General features: G+C 59.2%; 22 protein-coding genes, 1 tRNA gene and 6 pseudogenes. 10 read left to right on the top strand and 19 right to left on the bottom strand.

The features are described 5' to 3' along the window. Position 1: 1 nt before the first annotated feature. The 8 genes and pseudogenes from ACDELDRAFT_RS04035 to ACDELDRAFT_RS04000 all read left to right on the top strand — a co-directional run. Positions 2-895, top strand: a pseudogene (locus tag ACDELDRAFT_RS04035) (LysR family transcriptional regulator). A 46-nt stretch (positions 896-941) separates the two neighbouring features. Continuing rightward, positions 942-1,202 (top strand): EexN family lipoprotein, encoded by a 261-nt coding sequence (locus ACDELDRAFT_RS04030; protein WP_005793708.1) that lies wholly within the window; start codon positions 942-944, stop codon positions 1,200-1,202. A gap of 233 nt (positions 1,203-1,435) precedes the next feature. Beyond that, positions 1,436-1,909: pseudogene (locus ACDELDRAFT_RS04025) on the top strand (conjugal transfer protein TraG); the annotation flags it as partial. Then, positions 1,902-2,570, top strand: a pseudogene (locus ACDELDRAFT_RS04020) (helicase HerA-like domain-containing protein); the annotation flags it as partial. The pseudogenes ACDELDRAFT_RS04025 and ACDELDRAFT_RS04020, both read left to right, overlap by 8 nt. Beyond that, on the top strand, positions 2,567-3,295 hold the full coding sequence (trbJ, locus tag ACDELDRAFT_RS04015) for a P-type conjugative transfer protein TrbJ (RefSeq protein WP_005793702.1): 729 nt from the start codon (positions 2,567-2,569) through the stop codon (positions 3,293-3,295). The pseudogene ACDELDRAFT_RS04020 and the gene trbJ, both read left to right, overlap by 4 nt. A gap of 322 nt (positions 3,296-3,617) precedes the next feature. Beyond that, entirely contained in the window at positions 3,618-4,985 is a 1,368-nt protein-coding gene (trbL, locus tag ACDELDRAFT_RS04005) for a P-type conjugative transfer protein TrbL (RefSeq protein ID WP_005793698.1), read from the top strand. A gap of 14 nt (positions 4,986-4,999) precedes the next feature. Beyond that, positions 5,000-5,116, top strand: a pseudogene (locus tag ACDELDRAFT_RS24535) (conjugal transfer protein TrbF); the annotation flags it as partial. After that, a pseudogene (locus ACDELDRAFT_RS04000) lies at positions 5,098-6,114 on the top strand (DUF3363 domain-containing protein); the annotation flags it as partial. The pseudogenes ACDELDRAFT_RS24535 and ACDELDRAFT_RS04000, both read left to right, overlap by 19 nt. Positions 6,115-6,181: 67 nt before the next feature. Here the strand turns inward: ACDELDRAFT_RS04000 and ACDELDRAFT_RS03995 are convergent. After that, complete coding sequence (locus tag ACDELDRAFT_RS03995; protein ID WP_005793691.1) at positions 6,182-6,532, bottom strand: DUF4148 domain-containing protein; 351 nt, start codon at positions 6,530-6,532, stop codon at positions 6,182-6,184. Between the two features lie 420 nt (positions 6,533-6,952). Continuing rightward, positions 6,953-7,366, bottom strand: coding sequence for an ATP-binding protein (locus ACDELDRAFT_RS03990; protein ID WP_005793687.1), 414 nt, complete (start codon positions 7,364-7,366; stop codon positions 6,953-6,955). 23 nt (positions 7,367-7,389) lie between these two features. Here ACDELDRAFT_RS03990 and ACDELDRAFT_RS03985 point away from each other — a divergent pair. Next, positions 7,390-7,839 (top strand): annotated as a pseudogene (locus ACDELDRAFT_RS03985) (type I restriction enzyme endonuclease domain-containing protein); the annotation flags it as partial. A gap of 47 nt (positions 7,840-7,886) precedes the next feature. Here the strand turns inward: ACDELDRAFT_RS03985 and ACDELDRAFT_RS03980 are convergent. Next, complete coding sequence (locus tag ACDELDRAFT_RS03980) at positions 7,887-8,162, bottom strand: hypothetical protein (RefSeq protein ID WP_005793682.1); 276 nt, start codon at positions 8,160-8,162, stop codon at positions 7,887-7,889. A gap of 167 nt (positions 8,163-8,329) precedes the next feature. Between ACDELDRAFT_RS03980 and ACDELDRAFT_RS03975 the strand changes: the two genes are divergently transcribed. Next, the gene (locus ACDELDRAFT_RS03975) at positions 8,330-8,770 is read left to right on the top strand and encodes a transposase (RefSeq protein WP_198403209.1); all 441 of its coding nucleotides are present in this window, start codon (positions 8,330-8,332) and stop codon (positions 8,768-8,770) included. A gap of 29 nt (positions 8,771-8,799) precedes the next feature. On the opposite strand, the gene ACDELDRAFT_RS03970 is transcribed toward ACDELDRAFT_RS03975, so the two are convergent. The 16 genes from ACDELDRAFT_RS03970 to rpmD form a co-directional block, all read right to left on the bottom strand. After that, complete coding sequence (locus ACDELDRAFT_RS03970) at positions 8,800-9,582, bottom strand: DUF4062 domain-containing protein (RefSeq protein WP_005793679.1); 783 nt, start codon at positions 9,580-9,582, stop codon at positions 8,800-8,802. A 4-nt stretch (positions 9,583-9,586) separates the two neighbouring features. After that, positions 9,587-10,117, bottom strand: a complete 531-nt coding sequence (locus tag ACDELDRAFT_RS03965; RefSeq protein WP_005793677.1) for a RipA family octameric membrane protein — start codon at positions 10,115-10,117, stop codon at positions 9,587-9,589. Then, a complete protein-coding gene (locus tag ACDELDRAFT_RS03960) occupies positions 10,117-10,506 on the bottom strand; it encodes a TIR domain-containing protein (protein WP_005793675.1) in 390 nt (129 codons plus the stop codon). The genes ACDELDRAFT_RS03965 and ACDELDRAFT_RS03960 overlap by 1 nt, the downstream gene beginning before the upstream one ends. Before the next feature lie 640 nt (positions 10,507-11,146). Beyond that, the gene (locus ACDELDRAFT_RS03955) at positions 11,147-13,258 is read right to left on the bottom strand and encodes an AAA family ATPase (protein ID WP_005793671.1); all 2,112 of its coding nucleotides are present in this window, start codon (positions 13,256-13,258) and stop codon (positions 11,147-11,149) included. Positions 13,259-13,919: 661 nt separating this feature from the next. Then, positions 13,920-14,447 carry an HAD domain-containing protein gene (locus tag ACDELDRAFT_RS03950; RefSeq protein ID WP_005793669.1) on the bottom strand — a complete coding sequence of 176 codons (528 nt, stop codon included), beginning with the start codon at positions 14,445-14,447 and terminating at the stop codon, positions 13,920-13,922. A 453-nt stretch (positions 14,448-14,900) separates the two neighbouring features. After that, a complete protein-coding gene (locus tag ACDELDRAFT_RS03945; RefSeq protein WP_040328026.1) occupies positions 14,901-15,083 on the bottom strand; it encodes a hypothetical protein in 183 nt (60 codons plus the stop codon). Between the two features lie 367 nt (positions 15,084-15,450). After that, a tRNA-Met gene (locus ACDELDRAFT_RS03940) sits at positions 15,451-15,527 on the bottom strand. 22 nt (positions 15,528-15,549) lie between these two features. After that, complete coding sequence (gene rplQ / locus ACDELDRAFT_RS03935) at positions 15,550-15,942, bottom strand: 50S ribosomal protein L17 (RefSeq protein ID WP_005793668.1); 393 nt, start codon at positions 15,940-15,942, stop codon at positions 15,550-15,552. Positions 15,943-16,104: 162 nt separating this feature from the next. After that, complete coding sequence (locus ACDELDRAFT_RS03930) at positions 16,105-17,097, bottom strand: DNA-directed RNA polymerase subunit alpha (protein ID WP_005793666.1); 993 nt, start codon at positions 17,095-17,097, stop codon at positions 16,105-16,107. Positions 17,098-17,209: 112 nt separating this feature from the next. Next, positions 17,210-17,833, bottom strand: coding sequence for a 30S ribosomal protein S4 (gene rpsD, locus ACDELDRAFT_RS03925; protein ID WP_005793664.1), 624 nt, complete (start codon positions 17,831-17,833; stop codon positions 17,210-17,212). A gap of 89 nt (positions 17,834-17,922) precedes the next feature. After that, complete coding sequence (gene rpsK / locus ACDELDRAFT_RS03920) at positions 17,923-18,327, bottom strand: 30S ribosomal protein S11 (RefSeq protein ID WP_005793662.1); 405 nt, start codon at positions 18,325-18,327, stop codon at positions 17,923-17,925. Between the two features lie 16 nt (positions 18,328-18,343). Next, complete coding sequence (rpsM, locus tag ACDELDRAFT_RS03915) at positions 18,344-18,709, bottom strand: 30S ribosomal protein S13 (RefSeq protein ID WP_005793659.1); 366 nt, start codon at positions 18,707-18,709, stop codon at positions 18,344-18,346. Between the two features lie 23 nt (positions 18,710-18,732). Next, on the bottom strand, positions 18,733-18,846 hold the full coding sequence (gene rpmJ, locus ACDELDRAFT_RS03910) for a 50S ribosomal protein L36 (protein ID WP_005793651.1): 114 nt from the start codon (positions 18,844-18,846) through the stop codon (positions 18,733-18,735). A gap of 138 nt (positions 18,847-18,984) precedes the next feature. After that, positions 18,985-20,304 carry a preprotein translocase subunit SecY gene (secY, locus tag ACDELDRAFT_RS03905; RefSeq protein ID WP_005793648.1) on the bottom strand — a complete coding sequence of 440 codons (1,320 nt, stop codon included), beginning with the start codon at positions 20,302-20,304 and terminating at the stop codon, positions 18,985-18,987. Between the two features lie 24 nt (positions 20,305-20,328). Further along, positions 20,329-20,760, bottom strand: a complete 432-nt coding sequence (rplO, locus tag ACDELDRAFT_RS03900; protein WP_005793646.1) for a 50S ribosomal protein L15 — start codon at positions 20,758-20,760, stop codon at positions 20,329-20,331. Between the two features lie 10 nt (positions 20,761-20,770). After that, the gene (rpmD, locus tag ACDELDRAFT_RS03895) at positions 20,771-20,953 is read right to left on the bottom strand and encodes a 50S ribosomal protein L30 (RefSeq protein WP_005793644.1); all 183 of its coding nucleotides are present in this window, start codon (positions 20,951-20,953) and stop codon (positions 20,771-20,773) included. Between the last annotated feature and the right edge of the window lie 8 nt (positions 20,954-20,961).

Here is a 20,961-nt window from a genome sequence, read left to right as displayed (position 1 = left end):
CATGGAATTGCGTCATCTCCGCTGCTTTTTGGCGGTCGCGGAAGAACTTCATTTTGCACGCGCGGCCGAGAAACTTCATATAGAACAGTCGCCTCTTTCGCGTACCGTCAAGGAACTGGAGGAAGAGTTGGGGGCGCAGTTGTTCATCCGCACCAGTCGCAGCACGCGGCTGACCCTTGCAGGTAGGCTATTCCTGACGCATGTCCCTCGTGTCTTTACCGCGTTAGAGCAAGCCCGCGAAAGCGTGAAATCGGCCGCCAATGGCTTCCATGGGCAATTGCGTATTGCCTTATCCGATGGCATCACGCCGTCGCGCTTGCCTGCTCTGCTGGCGCGCTGCCGCGAGGAAGACCCGGAAATAGAAATACGACTCTTCGAGGTTCCGTTGGCCCAACAACTCAAGGGCTTGAATGATGACCTGTATGACGCGGGTTTCTCGATGGCAGACGAAGTGGGCGACGACACCATCGTCGAGCGGGCCTGGGAAGACGAATTGATGGTGGCCGTGCCCGCACGCCATCCGGCTCTAGCCTATAAGCGAATCCCGCTGGAGGAAGTGCTACGTTACCCTCTTGTGCTGGGCGATCCAGCCGTCTGGGAAGGCCATGCCCGCCAAATCGACCGAATCCTGCGCAAGCAGGAAAAGTAGCCCTTGGTGGTTCAGCACGTCGCTACATTTGATGTGATGATGGCGCTTGTGTCGGCCGGTCTGGCGTTAGGTCTTGCGGGCGCTGCGCATATTACTGCCAGCCGCGAACCGGGGGTCGTGGGCCGCCCGCTCGCAGGGCGTTCCCCCATGCTGACCACCTATCTGCTGCGCCGGGATACCGAACCGTCGCAGGCACTGGCTCGCTTTATTGAGCGACTGGCATCCCAGTGGTCCGATGACACCTAACGCCCAAACCCGCTTCTCAAGTGCCACACCTTCGAGGAATCAGGTCATGAGCCCGTTCAACATCTTAGCCTCATTGTCGTTAGCCACGCTACTAGCCTCCTGCGGTCAATCTTCTGCTCCAGGCGAGACGGTGGAATCCTTGGCAGCCGATCCCGAGCGGCTGAAAGAATTGCGCCAGCAGTGCAAGCTGGACCGTGCCAAGTTGGGCGACGAACTGTGCAACCGCGTGGCCGAAGCAACGAACCGCCGCTTCTTCGGCAATGGTAAGGTGCCGCATACACCGCCCAAGGAACCGCCGAAGTTCTAACCGAGGCCGGTAGGCCACGCATCGGTCGCTTTTTTGCTCGCCACGCCGCAACGCGCCTTTGCTTGCGGCGTTTTTACTGTCTTCGCTCTTGCCTGAATCGATGCTTTTTGCATCATCTTCGTTCTGATAACGGTCTTTGACCGGCACTGACCAGGCACCGATCCTGACGTCAGCCGCACGTTGTTGTGCCGCTTTTGAGCGGAATGCGCGCAGGAAAAATCGGAGGCCGGGAGATGCAAGGAACGAACGTGCTGTTCGGTCAGATTGCCGTGGTATTCGGCATCGTGATCGCCGGAGTGTGGAGCGCCACACAGTGGACGGCAGCGGCCCTGGGCTATCAGCTACGCCTTGGCTCGCCCTGGTTCGATCTGCTGGGCGCGCCGATCTACCACCCGTGGAAGCTGTTCGAGTGGTGGTTCTTCTTCGACGCCTATGCGTCGCACGTCTTTGACACCGGCGGCGCCATTGCCGCCGGCAGTGGCCTAGTGGCCGTGCTGGTCGCCATTGGCATGTCCATCTGGCGCTCGCGCCAATCGCGCTTGGTCACCACCTATGGCTCGGCCCGCTGGGCCGATACCGCGGAAATCCGCAAGGCCGGCCTGACCCAGCTATCCGGCGTTTTCCTCGGCCTGCATGACGGTCAGTACCTGCGCCACGAGGGGCCGGAACACATCCTGACCTTCGCGCCAACGCGCTCCGGATTCGGATCGCTTGGGCTCCGGTACTGTGCAGTGCTTCGAGATGGAGGAACTGATGCACAGCAAGGCCGCTGTCATGGCCGTTCTGCATTACCTCTTTGCCCGCTTTGATGAACGCTTCGACGGTGCGCCAACGCTGCTGATCCTCGACGAAGCGTGGCTGTTCCTCGATGACCCGGTGTTTGCCGCGCGCATCCGTCAATGGCTCAAGACGCTGCGCAAAAAGAACGTCAGCGTCATCTTCGCCACGCAGTCGCTGGCCGACATCAAGGATTCGACCATCGCGCCCGCGATCATCGAAAGCTGCGCCAGCCGCATCTTTCTGCCCAACCCGCAGGCGACCGAGCCGCAGATTCGCGCCATCTACGAAGGCTTCGGGCTGAACTCGCGCCAGATCGAGATCGTGGCGACGGCAGTGCCGAAGCGCGACTATTACTACCAATCCCGCCTAGGCAATCGGCTGTTCGACCTCGACCTGGGGGCGGCCACGCTGGCCTTCGCGGGTGCATCGAAGCCGCAGGACCAGCGCGACATGGACGCGGTGCTCGCTGCGACCTCTTCGACGTCCTCCGCATTCGCAGCCGCCTGGCTGCGCCATCGCGGCCTGCATTGGGCCGCTGACTTGTTGCCTTCGTTTCCGTCCCCCCACCCACAGGAGAACCGATCATGAAAAAGCGTCTTCTCGCCGCCGCCGTCTCGGCCATGCTTTGCGCGGCGACGACTGCCTATGCACAAAGGGTCGTGATTGATCCTACGAACCTCGTGCAGAACACACTCACGGCCATCCGTACGCTGGAGCAGATCAACAACCAGATCCAGCAGCTCCAGAACGAAGCGCAGATGCTGACGAACCAGGCGCGCAACCTGGCCCGTCTACCGTCCAGCGTGGTCGGCCAGTTGCGCGCCAACCTAGCGACGACCGATCGGTTGATCGCCCAGGCCCGGGGCTTGGCCTATGACGTGACGAACCTGGATCGGGAATTCGCGCGCCTGTACCCCGAGCAGTACACCACCACGGTGAGCGGCGACCAGATGTACCGCCATACACAGGAACGCTGGAAGAACGCGCTCAACGGCCTACAGACCACCATGCAGATGCAGGCGCAGGCATCGCAGAACTTGAGCGACGACGAAGGCGTGCTGGCTGACCTCGTGGGCAAGAGCCAATCGGCCCAGGGCGCGCTGCAAGCGATGCAGGCCATGAACCAGCTTCTGGCCTTGCAGGCCAAGCAGTCCATCCAGATGCAGCGGCTGCAGATCACCCAGGATCGGGCGGCCTCGCTGGAGCTGGCACGGCAGGCCGCCGCTGTCGAACGGGGCCGCGAGGTGACACGGCGCTTTCTTGGTGAGGGCACGCCGTACATGCCGCAGTCCGTCAATTTCTACAACCGCTGACAGGGGCTACCATGCAACGCGTGCCTGTCCTGTTCGCTTTCGCTCCCCTGCTGGCCGGTTGCGATCGACCGGCGCTCTCCGTACGTTCGCTGGCCACAGATCCGTCACGGTTGTACGCACTGCGTACGCAGTGCCGCGCAGGTCAGCATGACGCCCCGTTCTGCGCGCAAGTGATCCAAGCCGACCTGCGGCGCTTTCTCTCCGGGCAGTCCGGGCCCAGCGAGAACCAGACGCCAGCCGATCTACCGCTGATTCCACCGAGCTTCGATGAGCCCGCCGACTGCTCCGAGGCGGTAGCCTTCTCTGAACAGGACGACTCGCCATGAACGACGTTTCCGTCATCGACCGCTTTCTCGACGTCTTCTCGCGCTACATCGACTCGGGCTTTGGGCTGCTGCAAAGCGAAGTGGCGTTTCTGACCGCCACGCTGATCGTCATCGACATGACAATTGCCGGACTGTTCTGGGCGATGGGCCATGTCACCGGGCAGGGCGAGGACGTGATCGCAAAGCTGATCCGTAAAGTGCTCTACGTCGGAGCCTTCGCCTACATCATCGGCAATTTCAACACTCTGGCGGGCATCCTGTTTCGCTCCCTCGCCGGCCTGGGCCTGACGGCCAGCGGCTCGACCTTGAGCATGGGCAACTTCCTGCAACCGGGGCGGTTGGCCAAGGTCGGCATCGACGCCGGGTCGCCGATCCTCGACCAGATTAGGGAGCTTGCGGGATTCCCGGAGGTGTTCATCCACATCGCGCCCATCGTTGTGCTGTTCCTCGCCTGGATCGTGGTCATCGTCAGTTTCTTCTTGTTGGCGGTGCAGCTCTTCGTCTCGCTAATCGAGTTCAAGCTGACGACGCTAGCCGGCTTCGTGCTGGTGCCGTTCGCGCTCTGGAACAAGACGGCGTTCCTTGCCGAGAAAGTGCTGGGCAATGTGGTGTCCTCGGGCATCAAAGTGCTAGTGCTCGCCGTCATCGTGGGCATCGGCTCGGGACTGTTCGCCGAGTTCAATATACCGGCCGGAGCCGAGCCCTCCATCGACCAGGCGCTGGTCATCATGCTGGCCTCGCTGTCCATGCTGGCCCTGGGCATCTTCGGGCCGGGCATCGCGACCGGGTTGGTATCCGGTGGACCGCAACTCGGCGCGGGCGCGATGGCCGGTGCTGCCATCGGCGCGGCCGGAACCGCTGTCGCAGTCGGTGCCGCGGCTTCTGGCATTGGTAGTGCTGTGGCCGCCGGGGCACGCATGGCCCCGGCAGCTGCGAGAGCAGCAGCCAGCGGTGCGCGTTCGATGGCATCGAACGCCAGCAGTGCCAGGTCCGCATACCAAGCTGGTTCCGCTTCGGCCGGTGGCGGCCTCAAGGGCACTTCCGCTGGCGTGGGCAATGTCGCCAAGACCGGCGCGCAGGCAGCAGCGCAAAAGATTGCCGATGTAGCGCGCTCGCTCAAGGAGCGTGCGGCCTCTGCCTTGCGGCCCGATGACGCCATGACGGCATCCGGGGCCAGTGCTGCTGCCCAGGGCACAAGCGATGCCGCAGCGTCGCCCACATCCACCGGACAACCCGCTTGGGCCAAACGCCTGCATCGCAGGCAACAGATCACCCATGCCGCCACGACCGCCGCCCACACACTACGTGGCGGCGACGCCGGTAGCTCTAGTCAAGGCCCGAGTCTGCGTAGTCCTGACGATTGAAAGGAGAACCTGCCATGCGATTCAAACGACCTCAGGTGCGCTATGCCGATACGCCGCAGCCTGCCACTCCCTACCAATCCGCTGCTCTGGTCTGGGATGAGCGCATTGGCTCGGCCCGCGTATCCGAACGATGCAGCGGGCGATGAGCGGCCAGCCGCGAGAACTGGCGGTGTTTGAGCCGGGCGACGACGGCCGCACCATCATTGGCCGCGTGGCCGCCAAGGGGCTGGCCGACGAGCTGCGAGACCGGAGCTATCTGGTCATCGACGGCGTGGACGGCAAGGCGCACTATGTCGGGCTCAATGCCCGCGACGAACCCGGCAACTACCCGACCGGCGCGGTGGTGGAACTACGCGGTTCCGCCAAGGTGCGGACGGCGGATCACAACATCGCTGCGCTGGCAAGCGATGGCCTGTACCGCACCGACCATCATCTGGCGATTGCACAGGGCCAGACCCAAGCTGGGCGCGACCCGCAGGAGGTAGTCGCGGCCCATGTCCGAAGGCTGGAAGCCCTGCGCCGCGCCGGCATCGTGGAGCGCGTGGCCGAGGGGCTATGGAAGGTGCCCGACGATCTGCCCGAGCGTGGACGGCAGTACGACGCACAGCGCCTGGGCGGCGTGGCGGTGGAACTGAAGTCGCACCTGCCCATCGAGCGGCAGGCCCGCGTGATCGGCGCCACCTGGCTGGACCAGCAGTTGATCGGTGGGGGCAAGGGATTGGGCGATTTGGGATTTGGCAGCGAGGTCAAGGAGGCGCTACAGAAACGTGCCGACTTCCTGGCCGAACAAGGACTGGCCGAGAAGCGCGGCCAGCGTGTGATTCTGGTGCGCAATCTGCTGACGACGCTGCGTAATCGGGAAGTGGTGCAGGCCGCGCAGGACATAGCGGCTGATACCGGCCTGGAGCATCGCCCCGTGGCCGATGGCCACCGAGTGGCCGGCATCTATCGGCGCAACGTCATGCTCGCCAGTGGGCGCTACGCCATGCTCGATGACGGCATGGGATTCAGCCTGGTGCCGTGGAAGCCAGTGATCGAGCAGCGGCTGGGACAGCAGCTCGCCGCGACGGTGCGCGGCGGCGGGGTGTCATGGGAAATTGGACGGCGGCCTGGGCTGTCCCGAGGTTAGTCAGGCCGACGTCAACAATCCCACAGAATGGATTCCAAGCAATTTTCCGCACCCCAAACGTGGGCAATCAACCCGGGTAGTAGAGACGCAGACGCGCGTCGCGTTCGGCAGGTGACTCGTTCCGCAACTCGTTGACTACTTGCTCACGCGTCTTGCCTGGACCTGCCGCATCAGGTGTGCGGATAGGGTAGTTGCTTTCGCCGTAAGAAAGGAGGCCTTGCCGCATGGCAGCCTCGGCTTCTGTTTTGACTTGAGCACGGGTTTTATCGCTCTTGAAGTGTTCCGGGTGAACGATGACGCCCTTTTCGTTGTTGGCGGGATGCTCGTACGCTGCCGAAGCAATCCCTGGAAGGCCCAGGGTAACCACTGCGGCCGCGGCGGCAATCATGGAAGAAAGGGAGAGGCGTTTTTGGATCATGGTTGAAGCTCCTAGCGATAGTGAATAAAACTTGCATCTCTCATGCCTTGCTTGGGCGTTGAGGAGATGTGTTCATCGTAGGGAGCGCACCCCAACAGAATCTAGACAGCCCGATGATATTTTTGTCAGGGAGCGGCGCGAACTGGAGCGCAAGTTGGTGGACCTGCGCGGGGGGGCCAATGCGGAGGATGTAGGACCGACCACACGAGTAGACAGAAGTCACCAGCGGATCGGCGCGAACCTGCCGAAAGTGCCTTCTGGTTTGTCATCGTTGCGATGCTGATATCTGGTGCCGTTTTGTTCCTCTGGTGGGAGGAGCAGCATCCGAGGCTCAACCCCGCCATCTAACGCTCTCGCCATATGACAGACTTCTTGACGTCCTGATCCATTGCATCACGAGATGCCACTCTATAACCGACATTACTGGGCGCGGATCTCCACTCCCACACTTGTCACCCCGCACTCTGACCATGCGACTGGCTTGCCATGGTGCATGCGGGCGATCGCACCGACGATGGCCAAGCCTAGGCCATGGTTGCTTTGCCCATGGCTGCGAGCGGGATCGGCGCGAAAGAATCGATCGAAAAAATGGGGAAGTATTTCCGGATCAATGGTGTCGCCGCAATTGGTGACGGTGATGAGCACGCGGTCCTCGCCAATGGTCTTGAAACCAACCTGAACGATCGAACCCTCTCTCGCGTACTGCGTGGCATTTCCCAGCAAGTTTGACAACGCACGACGCAGCAGTGGTGAGTCGAAGGCACCTTGCACGTCACCAACCACTATGGCAGTGAGCCCTGCCTCGGCCAGAGACGCCTCGTGGTAGTCCAACACGTCTACAGCTACAGACGCAAGGCTTCGGCAGCAACGTGGTGCAGGAAAAGAAGTTCTCTGACCTGCTGGGCAACGTGATCAAGCGCTACCAGAACCGCTCCATTGAAACCGCGCAGGTGATGGAAGAACTGGTCGAGATGGCCAAGAAGTTCCGCGAGGCCGCCAGCCGTGGCGAAATGTTGGGCCTGACCGAGGACGAGGTGCGCTTTTACGACGCCCTGGCCACCAATGAATCAGCGGTCAAAGAACTGACCGACGAAACCCTCAAGAAGATCGCCCACGAACTGACCGAGAACCTGCGTCAGAACCTGACGGTGGACTGGTCCGAGCGTGAGAGTGTGCGGGCCAAGCTGCGGCTTATGGTCAAGCGGGTCTTGCGCAAGTACAAGTACCCGCCGGACTTGCAGGAAGAGGCTGTGGACCTGGTGTTGCGGCAGGCGCAGGTGTTTGGGGAGAACTGGGGTGGCGGCTAGCCTGACTCCGGTGCAGACCGAATCGCCAGTATTGGTGAGCACTTCGCTCAGGGATTCTTGGTACCGAAGGCTTTCACGGCATCAAGCAAGCCCTTTGCGAGCGTGCGGATGCCGCTCAAGTTGTAGCTGCCACCGATTTGTTCATCGGCGTAGCGGGCTTGAATGAAGTGGTTCGAGCACTCGGCAAGAATCGGTGCCAGCTCTTCTCCTGACGCCGCCAAAAATTCAGACTCAATAGCAGCCTGAGTGGGCAGTTCAAGAGACGCAAACACATCCGACAAGTTGTGCCCATGTGCCGTGGACATGATCTTGGCAGCCTTCACAAGACCATCCGAGGTTACGTCCCCGCCAGGTTTGCAGCAGCAGCCGATCAATCGGCAGGATGGTTGGCGTCTCGCACAACTCCGTTAAAGCTCTCCGGGAAGTCTTGCTGAAGAGCGGAAGACTCTGGCCCGAACTGTCCTCGCTCGATGATCATGAGTGGAGATCAGTGCTTAACAACCATGACAAATCGGTGGCTCAGAAAAAGATCACTCCCGATTGGAATTGGGTCCACGAACAAATGCAGCGCGAGGACGGCACGCTGGAAGTCATCTGGTGCGAGTGGCGCGAGGGGTGCCCCCATGGGGTCGGCTACAGCGCGTTCACAGAACACTATCGACGCTGGAGGAAGTCACTACACATAGTGATGCGGCAGCACCACGCACCAGGCGACAAACTGTTTGTAGACTTCGCGGGCCGAACAGTAGAGGTAAGAGACCCTCTTGGAGGGCCGTCCTCATTTGCACAGATTTTTGTGGCCGTCCTCGGCTATTCAAATCTCACCTATTTGGAGGCGGTCCCGAGCCAAAAGGTTGAACACTGGCAGCAATGCCATATCAACTGCTTTGCCGCATTGGGCGGAGTTCTCTGCGATGCCGCGCAGGGGTAAGGTCATAGTAGGCCCAGGAGATGTGATCGTCACGGCGTATCGCCTTCACGCGCTACCTGAGGGTTCTTCACCAGTTCCATCAGGATCTTCTCAATCTTCATCAGGCTATCGATCGCATCATCCAGCGGCATGGGCGTGCCACGACTGAGAGTGAACGCCGCTGCCATGTTGTCGCCACCCAGCAAGAACCCGAGACTCTCCTGCAGAACTGAATCTGGTACCTCTTGCGTGCAGGTCCCCGCGACCTTGCCTTTCAGGAACGTGAACCGTGGTGGTGTCAGCCGATGCATTCGCGTCGCGGTCGTGGCAAGTTGAGGCAGCACTTGGGCTCCGGGCGCCTTCTCCATCGCACCAACAAATCGCACAACGTCTTGAGTGACCTTCGCCGCGAGGTCCTCTGGCGACGAGAAAGAATTCACCACGTGTGCTGTCTTGAGCTGCCCCTTGAACGCGAGTAACTTCTCTGCGCCGGCGCCAGTGTCAACAAATTTTGGAAGCACAGGGTGGTGCTCCTCGTCGATCAGGTACATCAGCGTTGGCAGCCGAATGGCTTGCGCTTCCTCGTATTCGAGCTGAGTCATCGACTTCCCATCGTTAGGGTCGACGAAACCGTACCGCATGCCAATGATGCCGACGAAGATGTTCGAGGCGCGGACCAGTCGGAGGCACTCGGCCTTGGGCGTGTCAGGAAGTGCCCCGAAGAACTCCATCGCCTTGAAGGTAAGCTCCAATCGGGCAATGGCATCGCGCACAAGACGCCGGTGCACCTCAAGATCGATGAACGTGCTGCTGACGAATATCGTCTGCTTCATATGCTCACGTGCACAAGGCCGCTCGCACTGCGGGCCAATTTACCGACTTCAAGAACACGATGGCGTGCAGGACCATGAAAATCCAAGGCACCAGTGACTCGACGTGAGATAACGGCCGATAGAGTATCGGGTTCGTTCCACGATCAACATACTTCCATTCGGCGTCATACGGGCGAATCGGCAGCCGCTTCTCAATCTCATGCACCACGGCCCATTTGGCGGTGTTCAGGTTCCGGTACGACGTAATGATCACGTACCAGAGGTATGTCAGTGCGACCCCTGCGAGCGCTATGAGCCAATGATGCTCATTCGTGTCCTTGACTGTGAGGTACCCGACGAAACCAAGGATTGCTGTGTTCACTGCCAGGAAATACTGATTCGCCGTCGTTCTTCGCTGGCTGATGCGATCAGCCATTTCCACATACAGTTTGTACTGATCGAGCAGGTGGCTGTACCATTTCTCGTTGTGCGGGTACTCGGCGCCATCCTTAATCGGGATTTCGTTCCATAGCGTTTCTAGATCAATCTGTGGCATTAGCGACCGCCATGGATCAAGGTCTTGAGATTCTCCCAAGTCCAGTTATACATTTTCTCGTTCTCAGCGCCTCTCGGGCGTGTGCACTCAGCATCCCTATAGCCTTTCAACAGGAACAGCGGTTTGCCGAGCTGCTTGGCGATCAAATACTCTATCGATACACCCTTTGCGGTGTGAGTCTTGGTGCCGCACAGCACACAGACCACGTCAGCGCGGCTGATCCTTCCCTTGACCTTGTCCTGCCAGTCGCCGGTCAGGTGCTCCTTGACCGAGGCATCCGTTACCTCGAACGGCGTGTCCTCGTGCTTCGACTGCCCGATCAGGAATGTCTTAAGGGTCTCGTCGTTGTCGTAGTCAAAGCTGACGAACAGGCGTTTCCTAGTCGGCATGCCAGTCTCCTCTCAGGGGGATTCGTTTTACAGGTTGGGGCTTCAAAAGGTGGTCCGATTTTCTGGCATTTCTTCGAAATCGAGTAATGCAAAGTTGCACTTGAGCTACCCAACCAACGGGAGACCGCCATGGCGAACCTGACCCGAGTACGGCGTGCCATAAAACTGATCGAGAAGCTGCGTAGCTTGAGTGCCCCCGCTAACGGCGACACGATTTCTGACTCGTACTCCGAAGCAACACGATGCTGATCGAGGGTTCAACGACCGGTTCCGGCAAGAGCAGCCACTCAAGCAGCGCACCCGACTGACCGCAACCAGCCTGGAGCTGCCATGCCGGAGGTCAGTTCTGCAGCGAGTGCAGTCGTTGGCCAAGCGTCGAGGCGGCCTCGCCCGAGCGCATGAGAAGTCATTGGTGAACGACGGCCTTCTGCCGCTCCGCGGCATCGATTTACCCGCGCGAGCGTATCCATGGGACTGCGCACGCCGCTACCGCTAATCTTGAGCACTTGGCTGTAGATCATGGTCTGTCACGTCGGCACGGCCCAGCAGGTCCTGGGCTCTTCGGATTGAAAATCAAGCGTCTGACCAACTGCAGTCATCATTAGGAAGGGTGTCAGGCATCGAACTGGTTTCCTCCGGCTCAATGCTTGAACAGAGCTTCGAAGACATCTTCAAGCTCAGTCGGCCGGCCGGCCGCCAACGGTTTTGACAGGGCTGTCGCCTCCTCGCGCGTCAGGACAGCCGCACATGCTGCAAGCGCACGGTCGGGTTTGGGGCCGGACCCGGGCGCTGCAGCGGGGTAGTAGTCCTCAATCGCGCCTCTCGAGAGAACGCAGACTCCCTGCTCGCGCAGGCAGTCCAACAAGGGAACGAGGGCCGCAGCGGCTTCCGCGTCTTCAGTGCAGACCCGCATCCGGGCAATTTCCTTCTCCCAAACAAATAGACCTTCGAGGGCCTCGTAGGTCTTGGCGTCCACCGGGGCGCCTGCCTGTACGGCTTGGAGCGCCGCCTTGGCGGCTTCGTACCTGTCTTTCCATGAATCCTGGTTCGCACGCCGCTGAATTTGGCGCGGCTTGGGTTCTGCCTTCGTTCCCAATGCCGCAATCCGTCCATCAAGCGTCTGCAGCAGCTTGTCGCGAAGGTCTGAGGACTTCTTGTCAGTGCCCAAGTGCTTGAAGCCGTCGAAGATTGCGTCCAAGTCGGCGACCAGGCGAACCGAGATGCCGAAGCTCTCGAAGAAGTTACGGAACTTCAGGAAGTTCCCCTTGCCGGACACCCGAACAAGCGCGACGTTCCGCCGTTCGAAATCCCACTCATCTTTGAACAACTGGGCGACGTGCTTGCAGTAGGCATCGTCCGATTCGCCCTCGAAGAGCACCACGCTCTGGCTGAAGAACGCCGCGTCTGCGTGCTCGAACCGGGCAAGGCGGAATGTCTCTGCATCAGCTTTGTTGAGCGCAAAGTTCACTGGGAACAGCTTGGCGATTGGCTTTGGCGCTGCTGCCTGTTTTGCGACCCGCACGAACGATGCGGTGACGCCTGGGGCGAAGAACAGGGGCGAATGTGTCGTCACGAGGACCTGATAGTTCTCTGAGATGCGAGCCAGCGTGTTGAAGAGGACTCGTTGCGACCGCGGATGCAGGTAGAGCTCAGGCTCCTCGAAGAGAAAAATGAGTGGACGCGGCGCCTTACCACCAGCGTCGACCTGAACCTTCTGCTTATCCTGCCGATTCACGTAGGCCTGCAGCAGGGCGAACGTCAACGACCGTTTGATGCCATCGCCCTTGTTGTCGATGAGGTCGTGCGAGCCGTCGTCGATGAAAATTTGAGCGGCATTGAGGATGGTCTTCAGTTCCGGCGGCGGAATCTCGAGCTGCACTCTCACATTTGGAAAGTTCGCGCTTAGCAGTCCTTCCACTTCACTCTCTAGGTCACGGACTTTGGCGTGGCGGCCATCGACCACCTTCCCTTCTATGGTGACGCGGTTGAAGAGCGAGTTCACCTTTTCCAGCGCTGTGTTTACGTGGACAAGGTCTTCGGCCATGTCTTCCAACAGGAGACCCAATAGGCGACCGAACGACGTCGACTGGGATGTCTTCAGGTCGTCGTTCAAATTCTTGACGGCCGGGATGTAGATGGGCTCAGGCAGGAGCGGCGAAATCGAGGCGCTGATGCCGGAGGGCAGGGCGGTGTATCCCGACGTGAACTGTTCGGGCGGAAGCTTGGCAACTTGCTCCTTGACGAATGCCTTGGCCGTTCCGAGCAGCTTCAGCGGCTCGGAGTACGCTGCCTTGAACTCGGGGTAAGCCGACCAAAGGGCTTCCTCAATGGCCGCCTGCCCCTTCTTGCCGGACAGCGCTGCGTCAATCGCGTCTGACCTGTAGCGCTCCTCCTTCGGCTGCTGCGCCTTCACCTGGATGCTGACCGACTCCCCTGGTGCATAGGCCACGCGGAGCGCTAATTCCTCATCAACAATGAGTCCCGCAATCTTGCCCTTCGCTTCGTCAGACAGGCGAGCCAGGTGCGCCTCCGTGACGCCTGAGAGCTCAAAATCGAAGGACACCGGCTGGCTCGAGTCATAGAAGTGAGCGGACGGTATGTTCTTGGGTCGGTTCAACGCAAAGACGATGGCTTGCATGACCGACGACTTGCCCGCATTGTTCTCGCCGACGAGGCATGTGAAGGACTCCGGACTGAGGTTGTCGGCCTGGATGCCCTTGAAGTTTGATATTGCGATGTGCTTGAGCTTCATCTTGTTCCTCCCTGCAGAATTTCTGGATTCTTGTAGCACAGCAGGGTGCGGCAAGCCATACATGACTGATGTCGCCAGTCGACGACTAGATGACGCAGCAACGCGGCCAATGAGCGGGCCTGCGGTTGACGATGACCATGGCCGAGCTGCCGCCCCGTCGGCGCGTTTTACGGGGGCCATTTTTGAGCGCTCGAGGCGAGGCCATTGCGCCGTGGCTAGGCAGAGGAAGCTTCACCTCCATGCGCGTCAGCTTCGCTTGAGCTTCTCAAGTTGCTCAGCGCTCGGCGCATCTACAAATTTAACCTTGCCAGAGCCATAGATCAGCGTGCAGCGCTCTGGCATACCCAACAAGTCTCTGCAGACAAGGCTGACTTGGATCGAACGGGGCAAATGGACTTTGCGTCGACTGCTTATGATCCGAATGGAGTCACAGATCAATGCGAACCCAAGGTCAGGGATCAGCCTGATTCAGACTTTGACTTGACTCGGGTCAAACCGAAGCATGGCTGCCCCCTCCCTGCCTGCAGCGCAATGGCCCAATGCAGGGTGCCTATACGTGCCAGTCGAGTGCGCCCAATCTCAGAGTCAATTGAACGGATCGGTGGCAAGCCTGCCGGACTCAATGATCAGCCAAGCCCCCTACCACCTGTCGATGGCAGTCCTAAGCGGGTTTGGCTGACAAATCCACAAAGCAGCAGTGCAACTTTTCCCTCAGTTCCTGTTGGACGTCGGGGTTGGACAAGCCTGTCGTTCCATCGCATGCAACGAGGTTTTGACGACAGGAGTCAGGCCAATCTTCCAGGTCGTCATCGAGAGCTATCCACTGCCGGGGCTTTCGGCGCAGCGTGTCTTCCTGAACTTGCACGCCCCGGGGGGTGGTGCGGAACATGGACAGGTTCCAGGGGTCCACACCATGCACGCGTCCGTGGTACGTCCCACCAATGAACCGGGCACGCAGGGAGGCCGGAAACCGTTTGAGGGTTGCGCTGTATCCGGGACGGATGCACCAGGTGCTACTCAGTACCAAGGCGACTGTTGGGTAGGGTTCAAGCACAGACTCCAAGATAGGAACCCATTCGAAAAGAGAATGTCCAGCCGCCTCGTACGGACTCATGTAAATGCCCTTGCGGGGATGCCAGAGCACTTTTTCGTGGTGGACAACACCGTCAAGGTCCAGGTACAGAACCATGTCCGCACTGCGCGGAGTGGATGCTGAAAGATATGGGGAATTTTGGCCTGAGGGCATTGCCGTAGGGATTCTGCTTGGCGTTAGTTGGTCTGGGGCTTTGGGTCCGTGGCAGGCGTCACCTGACCACTCCTCTCGAATGGAGCCCTGCTGAGCGGTTCGTATCTGGGGCCTCGGTGCACACCACCGAAACAAGCCCGCCTGTAGATGTGCAGTCTGCCCTTGCTCGGTCAATGCTTCAAGATTCGCGCCCAACACTTGCTGGTTGAACAGCAAAGGAGGCCGAAATATGCAAGGTCAACGGTTGACTTGCCGGAAAGTCCCTGTAGACCCGTAGCAGTCGGTGGGCATCGCGGGCCTGCTCTCGCGTAGCGGTCTGTAGGCACTTCAAGCCCTGGGCCCGCCTCGGCATCGTCGAGCGCCGGCCATCCAACGGCCAAGCAGGCCGCGCCCTGCCTAGACCTGGCTGCGGGCCGCCACGCTGGCCTCGCCCTCGCTGGCCGGCCTGGGCGGTGTCTGGTCGAAAAGTGGGAAGGCTTGGCCGTCAACCCGCGCCTGGCGCTGGTCGGGACGGAAAACGACCACTCGGTGCATCAGGACGTAGGACGCGTGCAGCTGGCAGCGCGACGTGTCCTTCAAGCCGCTGCCTGCCGACGGTTAGGCTCCGTGATCCACACTGCCCAAGATTGGTTTGCGGGGGCCAATGCCTCGCGGGAGAACACATCCGCTCGGCGGCAACCCTGGGGAAGGCGCTTGGTTACCGGGAGATCGATGATGGCGGCTATATCGCGATGGGACGCATGTCTGGCGATCAGCGGATGACAGCATCCAGCCTTGGAAAGTCAGCAGTTCCAGCGAAATTAGCCAACCCCACCCAATGGTCACAATCGTGATCGGCTAAATCTGCGTGGGCACAAGACGGGCACAGAATGGGCACAACTTGGGCACAAACAAAAACGCCCACTAAGAAGTGGGCGTTTACTATTAGCGAGAACCGCTATTTTATTGGTTGCGCGAGAAGGATTTGAACCTCCGACCTTTGGGTTATGAGCCCAACGAGCTACCAGACTGCTCCATCGCGCGGCAAGAAATAAATTATACCCTATTATTCAGCTGCTGCCGAATTATTTTCACTTTCAGCAGCACGATCCACCAATTCAACCACCGCCATGGGAGCATTGTCGCCCACGCGGAAACCCATCTTCAGGATGCGCGTGTAACCACCAGGACGAACCTTGAAGCGAGGGCCGAGGTCATTGAAGAGCTTGGTCACGCTGTCGCGGTCGCGCAGGCGATTGAATGCCAAACGGCGGTTGGCGACGGAGTCTTCCTTGGCCAGGGTAATCATGGGCTCGATCACGCGGCGCAATTCCTTGGCCTTGGGAACGGTGGTCTTGATGACTTCATGCTCGATGAGCGAGTTCATCATGTTCTGCAGCATCGCGAGGCGGTGCGAACTGGTGCGATTGAGTTTGCGGAGGCCGTGTCCGTGGCGCATGGTGCTTTCCTTCTACTGTCTATGTAATTAAATCGGGCAGCCGTGTCAGGTACTTCCCGAGGCACAGTCCCCCATACAGGGAACAAAAAGTCCCCCTTGCGGAGGACTAAATTTAGGCTTCCCCCTTAAATTGGGGGAAGCTTTTTATTATAAAGGGCCCGCTCAGCGCTTGTCCAGGCCAGCTGGTGGCCAATTCTCAAGCTTCATGCCCAGCGTAAGACCACGTGATGCGAGCACTTCCTTGATCTCATTGAGTGACTTGCGGCCCAGGTTCGGCGTCTTGAGCAGCTCGTTCTCGGTGCGCTGAATCAGATCACCAATGTAGTAGATGTTCTCGGCCTTCAGGCAGTTGGCGGAACGCACGGTCAGTTCCAACTCGTCCACGGGGCGCAGCAGGATCGGATCAAACGTGGCATTGCCGCGTGGACCTGCAGGTGCGTCGAACGCGGCCAGCTCGCCACCTTCCAGCTGTGCAAACACAGCCAGTTGTTCCACCAGAATCTTGGCCGAGGCTCGCACTGCATCTTCGGCAGTGATAGCACCATTGGTTTCGATCTCGACAACCAGCTTGTCCAGGTCGGTACGCTGCTCCACGCGAGCGCTTTCCACGGTGTAGCTCACGCGCTTTACGGGCGAGAACGACGCGTCCAGCACAATGCGGCCAATCGACTTGGTCGATTCGTCCGCATAACGGCGCAGGTTACCCGGCACGTAGCCACGGCCCTTCTCGACCTTGATCTGCATGTCCAGCTTCCCGCCTGCCGACAGGTTAGCGATCACATGATCAGGGTTGACGATTTCCACGTCATGAGGGGTCTGGATGTCGCGGGCAGTGACCACACCTTCGCCATCCTTGCGCAGGCTCAACGTCACTTCGTCACGGTTGTGGAGCTTGAACACCACACCCTTGAGGTTCAACAAGATGTTGACCACGTCCTCTTGAACGCCATCAATGGACGAATACTCGTGCAGCACCCCTGCAATCGTGACTTCCGTCGCTGCGTAACCCACCATGGACGAGAGCAGGACACGCCGGATGGCGTTGCCCAGCGTGTGGCCGTACCCACGCTCGAACGGCTCCAGTGCGACCTTGGCACGGTTGTGGCCAAGCTGCTCGACATTGATCGCCTTGGGTTTCAGCAAATTGGTTTGCATTCAGACTTCCTCTCAATACCCCCAGCTCGTTACACCGGTAAGGCTGGTGAAGCGCCTAAACCGCGATGCCTCGCGGTTCAGGGACGGTTTTCTCGAAATACGTACCGTGCGATTAGCGCGAGTACAACTCAACGATCAGGGATTCGTTGATGTCGGCGCCAAATTCATCACGGTCAGGCACCTTCTTGAAGATGCCTTCGGCCTTGTCGGCGTTCACTTCCACCCAGGCAGGCATACCCACTTGGGCTGCCAGTTGAAGGGCTTCAACAATACGACTCTGCTTCTTGGACTTCTCGCGCACGGCAACCACATCACCAACCTTCACCAGATAGGAAGGGATGTTGACCGACTGGCCGTTCACGGTGATGGCTTTATGGGACACCAGCTGACGAGCTTCTGCACGCGTGGAGCCGAAACCCATGCGGTACACAACATTGTCCAGACGGGATTCCAGCAGGAACAGCAGGTTGGCGCCGGTATTCCCCTTGCGACCGTCTGCTGCTTCGAAGTAACGGCGGAATTGCTTCTCCAAAATGCCGTACATGCGCTTGACCTTCTGCTTTTCGCGCAGTTGCAGGCCGTAATCAGAGGTGCGAGCACCCGAAGTGCGGCCGTGCTGACCAGGCTTCGAATCGAATTTGGACTTGTCGGCAATCGAGCGGCGAGCGCTCTTGAGGAACAGGTCCGTGCCTTCACGGCGGGAGAGTTTGGCCTTGGGGCCGAGGTAACGTGCCACTTGAGCTTCCTTTATGTCATCTACCGCAAAACATTGCGGGAGCCACCTGCAGCGCCGAGGCGTGGACAGGTGGCGGTGGGCTTAGAGAATTAGATACGACGACGCTTCTGAGGGCGGCAACCGTTGTGGGGCACCGGCGTCACATCGGAAATCGAAGTGATGCGGATGCCCAGTGCGCCCAGAGCGCGCACAGAGGATTCGCGTCCAGGACCAGGGCCCTTGATCTCTACATCCAGGTTCTTGATACCTTGGTCGATGGCAGCGCGACCTGCCACTTCCGATGCCACCTGAGCAGCGAACGGAGTGGATTTACGCGAACCCTTGAATCCTTGACCGCCAGACGATGCCCACGACAGTGCATTGCCCTGGCGATCGGTAATCGTAATGATGGTGTTGTTGAACGAAGCATGCACGTGTGCAATGCCGTCAGAAACGTTCTTGCGAACCTTCTTGCGTACGCGCTGGGCGGCGTTATTGGCAGGTGATTTAGCCATATTGATCTCTCAATCTTTATTTCTTCAGTGCCGCTGCACCCTTGCGCGGACCCTTGCGAGTACGGGCATTGGTACGGGTACGCTGACCACGCATCGGCAGGCCGCGGCGATGGCGGAAACCACGGTAGCAACCGATATCCATCAAGCGCTTGATGTTCATCGTGGTCTCGCGGCGCAGGTCACCTTCGATGGTGAACTGTTCGATCTGCTCACGGATTTTTTCCAGATCGCTATCAGAAAGATCCTTGATCTTCTTGCTGTAAGCGATACCAGTTGCCTCGCAGATCTTGCGAGCGCGGGTGCGACCAATGCCAAAAATGGCGGTCAAACCGATTTCCGCGTGCTTGTGCGGCGGAATGTTAATGCCAGCGATACGTGCCATATGCGTCCTCTAATACTTTCCAATCAACCTTGGCGCTGCTTGTGACGCAGATCCGTGCAGATCACACGCACCACACCCTTGCGGCGGATGATCTTGCAGTTGCGGCAGATTTTTTTGACCGAAGCCGAAACTCTCATTGCATTCTCCTAAAACTTTTCCATCCGTCCCGGCTGCTTTGCACGGAACACATTGTGTGCCCGCGAAAACCGTGGGGCTTCAACTTAACGATATCGAGATCTTCGCAGCCGGCAACCGCAAGCGCGGCTGCCGCCTCATCAACTGCCCGTGTTGCCCTTGAAATTGGCCTTCTTGAGCAACGACTCGTACTGTTGCGACATCATGTAGTTTTGAACCTGGGCCATGAAATCCATGGTCACCACCACGATGATCAGCAGCGAGGTCCCGCCAAAATAGAACGGAACGTTGTACTTCAAGATCAGGAATTCTGGCAGAAGGCAAACGAACGTGATGTACACGGCACCTGCCAAAGTCAGTCGAACCAAAATCTTGTCGATGTAACGTGCCGTTTGCTCACCGGGGCGAATGCCTGGGATGAACGCACCGCTCTTCTTCAGGTTGTCCGCCGTCTCACGGCTGTTGAACACCAGCGCCGTGTAGAAGAAACAGAAAAACACGATAGCTGCGGCATAAAACATCACGTAGATCGGCTGGCCAGGGGTCAGCGCACCCGAAATGTCTTTCAACCAGCGCATCGACTCACCTGCACTGAACCAATTCACCACCGTCGCCGGCAGCAAAATGATCGACGAAGCAAAGATAGGAGGGATCACGCCCGCCATGTTCAACTTCAGCGGAAGATGCGACGACTGACCACCGTAGACCTTGTTGCCGACCTGCCGGCGCGCATAGTTCACCAGAATCTTGCGCTGGCCACGCTCCACAAAGACTACGAAGTAGGTCACCAGACCAACGACGAGAACGATGAAAATAGCAGCCAGGATACTCATGGCGCCGGTACGAACCAGTTCCAGAAGACCCCCGATGGAACTTGGCAGACCGGCTGCAATGCCCGCAAAGATCAGGATCGAAATCCCATTCCCCAAGCCGCGCTCGGTGATCTGCTCACCCAGCCACATCAGGAACATTGTGCCGGCCGTCAAGCTGACCACAGCCGTCATGCGGAACCCGAAACCCGGGCTCAATACCAAGCCGACAGAACTTTCCAGCGCCACAGCAATGCCGAGCGACTGAAAAAGAGCCAGACCAAGCGTTCCATAACGGGTGTACTGCGTGATCTTCCGGCGGCCAGCTTCGCCTTCCTTCTTCAACTGTTCAAACGTTGGCACCACATAGGTCATCAGCTGCATGATGATCGATGCCGAGATGTACGGCATGATCCCCAGAGCAAACACCGTGAAGCGCGAGAGCGCACCGCCGGAGAACATGTTGAACAGGTTCAGAATGCCGCCTTGCTGGCCACTGAACAGCTGCTGGAGTTGGGCTGGATCGATACCAGGCACGGGGATATGAGCCCCGACGCGATACACGACCAGCGCAAGCAACAGAAAAACCAGACGGCGACGCAGATCGCCGAACTTGCCGGTCTTTGCAATTTGAGCCGCGCTAGTAGCCACAGATGCCTTCCTTCAGAGCCACACTCAGGCGACGCTGCCGCCAGCGGCTTCGATAGCCGCCTTGGCACCCACCGTAGCACCCACACCATTGAGCTTGACAGCTTTGGTGAGGGAACCGCTCTTGATGACCTTCACCACCTTGGCGAGTTCACCGATCAAGCCTGCTTGCTTCAGCGCCAGGACGTCAACCTCTGCCAGACCCAGCTGGTCCAAAGCCGTCAAGGTGACTTCTGCATTGAACTTCAGTTGGTGCGACTTGAAACCACGCTTGGGCAAGCGACGTTGCAAAGGCATCTGACCGCCTTCGAAACCTACCTTGTGGTACCCGCCCGAACGCGACTTCTGACCCTTGTGACCACGACCAGCGGTCTTGCCCAGGCCGGAGCCGATACCACGGCCTACACGGCGCTTGGCATGCTTGGCGCCGTCTGCGGGCTTGATGCTATTGAGTTCCATGATCGATCTCTCAGACGATTTTGACCAGATAGCTGATCTTGTTAATCATGCCGCGCACTTCGGGCGAGTCCTTCAGTTCGCTGACGCTGTTCAGCTTGCGAAGACCCAGGCCACGGACAGTGGCGCGGTGCGATTCCTTGGTGCCGATGGGGCTGCGCACCAGTTGAATCTTGACGGTTTGTTGCGTTGTCATATTCCAGC

Source organism: Acidovorax delafieldii 2AN (genome assembly GCF_000175235.1).
GTDB lineage: Bacteria > Pseudomonadota > Gammaproteobacteria > Burkholderiales > Burkholderiaceae_C > Acidovorax > Acidovorax delafieldii_B.
The sequence above is the reverse complement of the archived record's forward strand: the minus strand, read 5'-3'. Positions and strand labels throughout refer to the sequence as shown.